General features: G+C 38.2%; 4 protein-coding genes and 3 pseudogenes. 4 read left to right on the top strand and 3 right to left on the bottom strand.

The window, feature by feature from the left end:
• Positions 1 to 237 (bottom strand): annotated as a pseudogene (locus tag ETF27_RS08590) (IS256 family transposase); the annotation flags it as partial.
• Positions 238 to 795: 558 nt separating this feature from the next.
• On the opposite strand from ETF27_RS08590, the gene ETF27_RS08595 reads away from it, so the two are divergent.
• The 3 genes from ETF27_RS08595 (at position 796) to ETF27_RS08605 (ending at position 4,849) form a co-directional block, all read left to right on the top strand.
• A complete protein-coding gene (locus ETF27_RS08595) occupies positions 796 to 2,088 on the top strand; it encodes a site-specific integrase (protein WP_130829670.1) in 1,293 nt (430 codons plus the stop codon).
• Positions 2,089 to 2,100: 12 nt separating this feature from the next.
• The gene (locus tag ETF27_RS08600; protein ID WP_130829669.1) at positions 2,101 to 3,375 is read left to right on the top strand and encodes a PDDEXK nuclease domain-containing protein; all 1,275 of its coding nucleotides are present in this window, start codon (positions 2,101 to 2,103) and stop codon (positions 3,373 to 3,375) included.
• 112 nt (positions 3,376 to 3,487) lie between these two features.
• Positions 3,488 to 4,849 carry a hypothetical protein gene (locus ETF27_RS08605; RefSeq protein WP_130829668.1) on the top strand — a complete coding sequence of 454 codons (1,362 nt, stop codon included), beginning with the start codon at positions 3,488 to 3,490 and terminating at the stop codon, positions 4,847 to 4,849.
• A gap of 174 nt (positions 4,850 to 5,023) precedes the next feature.
• Here ETF27_RS08605 and ETF27_RS08610 read toward each other — a convergent pair whose 3' ends face one another.
• Together ETF27_RS08610 and ETF27_RS08615 are read right to left on the bottom strand one after the other, a co-directional pair.
• Positions 5,024 to 5,683, bottom strand: coding sequence for a hypothetical protein (locus ETF27_RS08610; RefSeq protein WP_147785722.1), 660 nt, complete (start codon positions 5,681 to 5,683; stop codon positions 5,024 to 5,026).
• Positions 5,684 to 5,704: 21 nt separating this feature from the next.
• Positions 5,705 to 6,040, bottom strand: a pseudogene (locus tag ETF27_RS08615) (mobilization protein); the annotation flags it as partial.
• A gap of 65 nt (positions 6,041 to 6,105) precedes the next feature.
• Here ETF27_RS08615 and ETF27_RS11505 point away from each other — a divergent pair.
• A pseudogene (locus ETF27_RS11505) lies at positions 6,106 to 6,240 on the top strand (IS256 family transposase); the annotation flags it as partial.

The following is a 6,240-nucleotide window of genomic DNA, read 5'->3' on the forward strand; positions in this document are numbered from 1 at the left end:
GGGATAGAAGTTTCCGCTACGACTGCGCGGAATACGGAGCGAGAACTCAAAGCCGTGACTGTACCAACGACGAGAACGGAAGCCATTGCATTGCTCATGGGCATTTTCGCTGACGAACAACTCTCGTTCATGATACATCAGGGAGTTCATGATTAATGACTGAAGGGTAACAAAACCCTCGCTGCTGCTTGTGTAATTCGAAAGAATTTCCGAAATTTGCGAATGTGTAAGTTTCATTTTTTCCTTTTTTATAGTTTTCAAATACAAAGATAAGAAAAAAGAAGCTTACACACTTTTATAGGACAGTACCGAAAAGCTACACATTTACGGTGCTAATAACTCTCTACAACTCGCCTACAAAGTTGCACATAATTGTTTGAACTACAGCAATGTACAAGTACTCTAAACAGACTCTCTACGTACTCTTGGCTACAATTATTTTTTGCGAGAAAAAAGTGTAGCCAGATTGTAGCCATTGGAGAGTATTTTGGGCGTTTCGGCTATCTCTGTAACTACTCTGAAGAGGTAGAGGACTATAAAACAAAAGTATCGTAACTCGTTGGAATTACGATACTTATACTTTTTCAGTAGTACTCTCTGGCGATGCTGCCAGAGTACTTAAAGCGGAGAGAGAGGCTCTTTCTCTTGAACTATCACAAGCTATCAAATTGTATCAATCTATTGTAATATAGCAGTTTACGCAAAATGTTAATAAAATGAGATTTCACGGAAAATCTTTGGTAATATTATTTTTAGGGTGTAACTTTGGGTGCATAAAACAATACACCCGAAGATATGAACATCAAACGGAACATCATCTTCACGTTGGAGAGCAGGAAGAAGGACGGAGTTCTTATCACAGAGAACGTGCCTATTCGTATGCGCGTTAATTTTGCGTCCAAGCGGATTGAGTTTACCACTGGCTACCGCATTGATGCTAGCAAGTGGGATACAGATAAGCAACGTGTGAAGAATGGTTGTAGCAATAAGTTGAAACAATCGGCTTCTGAAATCAACACTTCACTCTTGGAGTATTATACAGAAATACAGTCAATATTTAAGAGGTTTGAGGTAGAGGACGTAATGCCAACGCCCGAACAGATAAAGAAGGCTTTCAATGCTTTGCACAAACCTGTGAGCGAAGAACCTAAGCCAAAGAAAGAAGCGTTGCCTTGTGATTTCTTTCAGGTGTTTGATGATTTTGTCGAGGATTGTGGACGTCAGAACAATTGGACGGACTCCACGTTTGAAAAGTTTGCAGCCGTGAAAAATCATTTGACCAACTTTCGTGAAGGACTTACCTTCGAGTTCTTTGATGAGCGAGGCTTGAATGACTATGTGGGTTATCTCCGTGACGTAAAGGAGATGCGTAACACAACCATTGGCAAACAACTTAGTTTCTTGAAGTGGTTTTTACGCTGGGCTTTCAAGAAAGGTGTACACCAGAACAATGCTTACGATAGCTATAAACCTAAACTCAAAAGCACACAGAAGAAAATCATCTTCCTCACATGGGAGGAACTGAACAAACTCCGAGAGTTCGAGATACCTGCTACTAAGCAAGCTTTGGACCGGGTGCGTGATGTATTTCTTTTCCAATGCTTCACAGGCTTGCGCTACTCCGATGTGTTTAATCTTCGTAGAAGTGATATAAAGGGCGACCACATTGAGGTTACAACGGTCAAGACTTCTGATAGTTTGATTATCGAGCTGAACAACCACAGCAAAGCGATACTTGACAAATACAAGGACGTGGCATTTGAAGATGACAAGGTGCTGCCTGTCATTACCAATCAGAAAATGAATGACTACCTCAAAGAATTGGCAGAACTGGCAGGTATTGACGAGCCTGTGCGCCAAACTTATTACAGGGGTAATGAACGCATTGACGAAGTTACACCTAAGTATGCCTTACTGGGTACACATGCCGGTCGCAGAACATTCATCTGCAATGCACTTGCATTGGGAATTCCTCCGCAAGTTGTGATGAAATGGACAGGACACAGTGATTACAAGGCTATGAAACCCTATATTGATATTGCAGATGACATCAAGGCAAATGCCATGAGTAAATTCAACCAATTATAATACCGAAACGATATGAGCCAAGAAATAAATAAAACAGGGAACCAAGATCTATCTTTTGTTGTACGAGCCATCGGTACCGATCTTGAGCATACACAAATACGCTTAATAGCTTCTGCAAACGCAGATATGCTTTTCCACTATTGGAAAGTGGGACATTTTATCCTCTACCTCCAAAAGAAAGAAGGTTGGGGAAGCAAAGTAATAGACAATCTATCCAAGGCGATACGCTCAAAATATCCTGATAAGAAAGGGTATTCTCGTAGAAATATCTTCTATATGTGCCAGTTTGCCAGTGCTTATCCGTTGGAAGTGCTGAAAGAGATGGACAGGATAGATAGCATGCTCACAACTCCGACTGTAGAGAAGGTTTTAAGTCTGACAAACGAACTCAATCAAATTGTGCAACAACCTGTTGCACTAATTCAAGCCACGGAAAATCAATCGAATACAATTACGCAACAGCCTGTTGCACAATTAGAAGAAGTTACTGAAACATTGTCATCAATCTATCACTGTGACATCAGTCAGATAGAGGAAATCTTCAAGCATTCTGCCATAGTTCGCACCAACTGGGCGAGCCATGTAATTCTGCTTAATAGTAAACTTCCTTTGGGCGAGTGCTATTGGTACATTACGCAAGCAGTTGCTAATGGGTGGAGTCGCAATGTTCTGCAAATGCAGATTGAGACCAATCTTTTCGATCGGCAAATTATGGCAAAGAAAGTGAGCAACTTCTCTGTGCGATTACCCAAACCGCAAAGCGACCTTGCCAACTATCTGATGAAGGACCCTTACATCTTTGACATGATGGGACAGACAGATAAAATGGCAGAACGAGACATTGAACGGCAATTGGTTTCACATATCACAAAGTACTTACTCGAAATGGGAAGTGGCTTTGCGTTTGTAGCACAGCAAAAGCATTTTGAAGTAGGTGATTCTGATTTCTATGCCGACCTTATCCTCTATAATATCCAACTACACGCATACGTAGTTATCGAACTTAAAGCGACACCATTCAAGCCCGAATACATGGGACAACTGAACTTCTACATCAATGTAGTGGACGATACCCTACGTGGCGAGCACGACAATAAGACTATCGGCTTGCTCCTCTGCAATGGTGGCGATAAGGTGGTAGCGCAATATGCCCTTTCAGGTTACGACCAACCAATTGGCGTTAGTGATTATCAACTATCAAAGGTAATTCCCGAGAATCTAAAATCTGCTTTACCTACGGTGGAGGAAGTCGAAGAGGAAATTAACAGATTTATAGGAGAAGATTAAACGGACAAGATGTGTTGATATTGAGTGTTCTTTGCTTAGCAAGGACCACGTAATTAATGTGTTATCTTAACTTGAAAATAGTTGCTTGTGCTAAAAACTTAGATTAGTTAAAATGATAAAAACTAAAATTGTACACACTAATAATAACGGAGATATAGAATATAAAGTACTAAATGACACCGATTATTTTATAAAAGCCATAGGCTGGTGCCTTGTATTCCTGTTAGCTTGTCTTTTTTGTTTTTTTATTCAGAAATGGGTTGTTTCCCCTTTTCTTAATACTATTTCCTGCATTTTTACATTATGTGCTATTGCCCTTTTCGGATTTATATATCGCCGTAGTAGCTTACTAGGAAAGGAGGAAGCTTCTCTAGTTACTGATGCTATTCATTTTATTGCTGAACAAGATGCAATTCAACGAAATCAGGAAATTGTAGATATTAAATTTTGCTCAGATACTTTGGACTCATATGGTACTATTGATGAAGAATATGTCCTAGTTTTGCTATCAGATAAAACAATACTAAAATATCCTATCGAACAACTTAATAGAGAAGATAAGCAGTATAATTATAAGTTGATTAAGAAAGGCTTCTCAGAATGTACAGATAAAACCAAAATACAAAAAATATTAAGACCAACCTTACGGTATAGGATAATGAATTCTCCAGCTCTTATCACACCTATAACATGGATTATCATAATTGGCATTTTGGCTATAGGATCTGTTGTAATGTCCCTGTTTTTGACAAATATTCATGATGCATATGATGCCATTGCCCTACTCTCAATTCCATTTTGGCTACTAACATTTATTCCTATTGATAGATATATAGATAAGACATTACCAAAGAATAGAGTTTGCAATATTATTAGATTTATTCTATCAATTCCAGTTTTCATATTAAAGCTAGGCAACCTGATTATGCCCTTTTTAACAATAATGCTAACGCTCATACTTATGTTTGCTTTCTCTTTCTTACCAATATTTTTTATAGTGATAAGTATAGAGTTGTTAGGATATAATATAACGTTAAACGCTAAGCTTTTTATTTTTCTTACACTCCCTTTTATTATTGCATCACAAGGTTCAATATTTATACGCAATATTATCTTAAGGCAAGTTCCATTTCGAGGGAATGATCATCATTACCAGTTATTCATGAGAGAATTGGTAAAGTTCCTATATACAAAAGAAAATTTGAATTTTATCATCTATGCTGGGTATTTTTTCTTTCTGACAGTTTCTACACTTAAGACTTTACAGACTGGAGGAACCATCTTAGGTAGAGAGATTGATTTAATTGTTGCAAAATCCTTTCTTGTATACATTGCATGCACGAGTATGTTTGACCGAAAGAAATCCTCAAACATTGAAGGAGGTACATTACTAACTCTTTTTTTTAAAATATTGTTGGCCAGTGATGATGAAATCTGGATACAAAAAAGAAAATCCCATAAATTGGATGACTAATTAATTTCTATTTATTATGAGTGTATACAGAAGATATAATTATCAAATTCATACAGATAAAGGTATCTACAAGCGAAGAATAAAAATAAAGGATTAACCAAGTTGAAGGTCAAAGAATAGTTTAATTATCAAACATTCCAAGAAGTTGTATGAAACAATTTCTTGGAGTGTTCACTATTTCTTCAAATGCTTCTTTAGTTTTCTTTGTTCTTGCTTAATCTTATCCTGTTGTAGCAATAACTCGGCTTGTCGTTGCAGGGCTTGTTCGTAATTGACTACCTTTTGTTGTATCTGCCGAATGGTTTTGGGATTGCGATGTGTGATAAAGATGCTGTCGAGATGGGCGAGGTCTACAGGCGTGGCTTTGCCCTGCATACGCAGATAGCGATAACGCAGGTCGTAATCAGAGGCTGTTTGCAGTTGGTTGGCTCCCATACCGAAGAACCAGCAACTGACTATGACCAGTCCGCAGACAAATAAAAGCAACAGGCGCTCGGCTAATTGTACGCTGGCAAATAGTGAGTAGTTCTTAAATTCTATGGGCTTTTGTTGCTTACTGATGAGCTGGTGCAAGGCTTCAAACTTTGGGTCAAGCTTCTTACTCGACTCTGATAGTGCCTCCAAAACAAAAAGTTGGTGTTCCTTGATTTTGGCTTGGGTTTCTTTCGAGAGATGGATTTGCACGGTTTCTTGTGTTTTAACACTATCTCCCTTTGGAATAGATAGCTGTTCTGCAATAGTAGTGCGCAGTTCTATCTGTGCCTTACTGATGGCTTTGCATTCTTGTTTAAGTTCTTCGAGCATATCAAGAACAGGTGCTATTTCGTTATTCATACTGATATAAATTTGATGTGATTAAATTCTACGTTTGCGATTAGCTCTATTGCGAAGTTTCTTTTGGAAGCGGAGCTCATCAACATCTACGCCATTACTTGGTGTTGGCATAGAAAACACTTTACTAATTGCTTCAGATAGGTCGGTAATGATATAGCTTTCATCTACAGAATCTACCATAGGCTCATTTTGTAGATTAGTTTTCTCATGTTTGTGAGAATTTTGTTCTATCTCAGCATTGAGGCGAGAGAAAGAGCACGTTCGGTCTATCTTTGAGCCACTGAAACTACATCCGTCTTTTTCAAATATGATTCCTTGAACAACATCGGTGTTGCCTTTCGTTTTGAAAGGTACTGTCCTATAAAAGTGTGTAAGCTTCTTTTTTCTTATCTTTGTATTTGATAACTTTAAAAAAGAAAAAAATGAAACTTACACATTCGCAAATTTCGGAAATTCTTTCGAATTACACAAGCAGCAGCGAGGGTTTTGTTACCCTTCAGTCATTAATCATGAACTCCCTGATGTATCATGACCGAGAGTTGTTCGTCAACGCACAT

Source organism: Prevotella brunnea (assembly GCF_008016795.1).
GTDB classification, from domain to species: domain Bacteria; phylum Bacteroidota; class Bacteroidia; order Bacteroidales; family Bacteroidaceae; genus Prevotella; species Prevotella brunnea.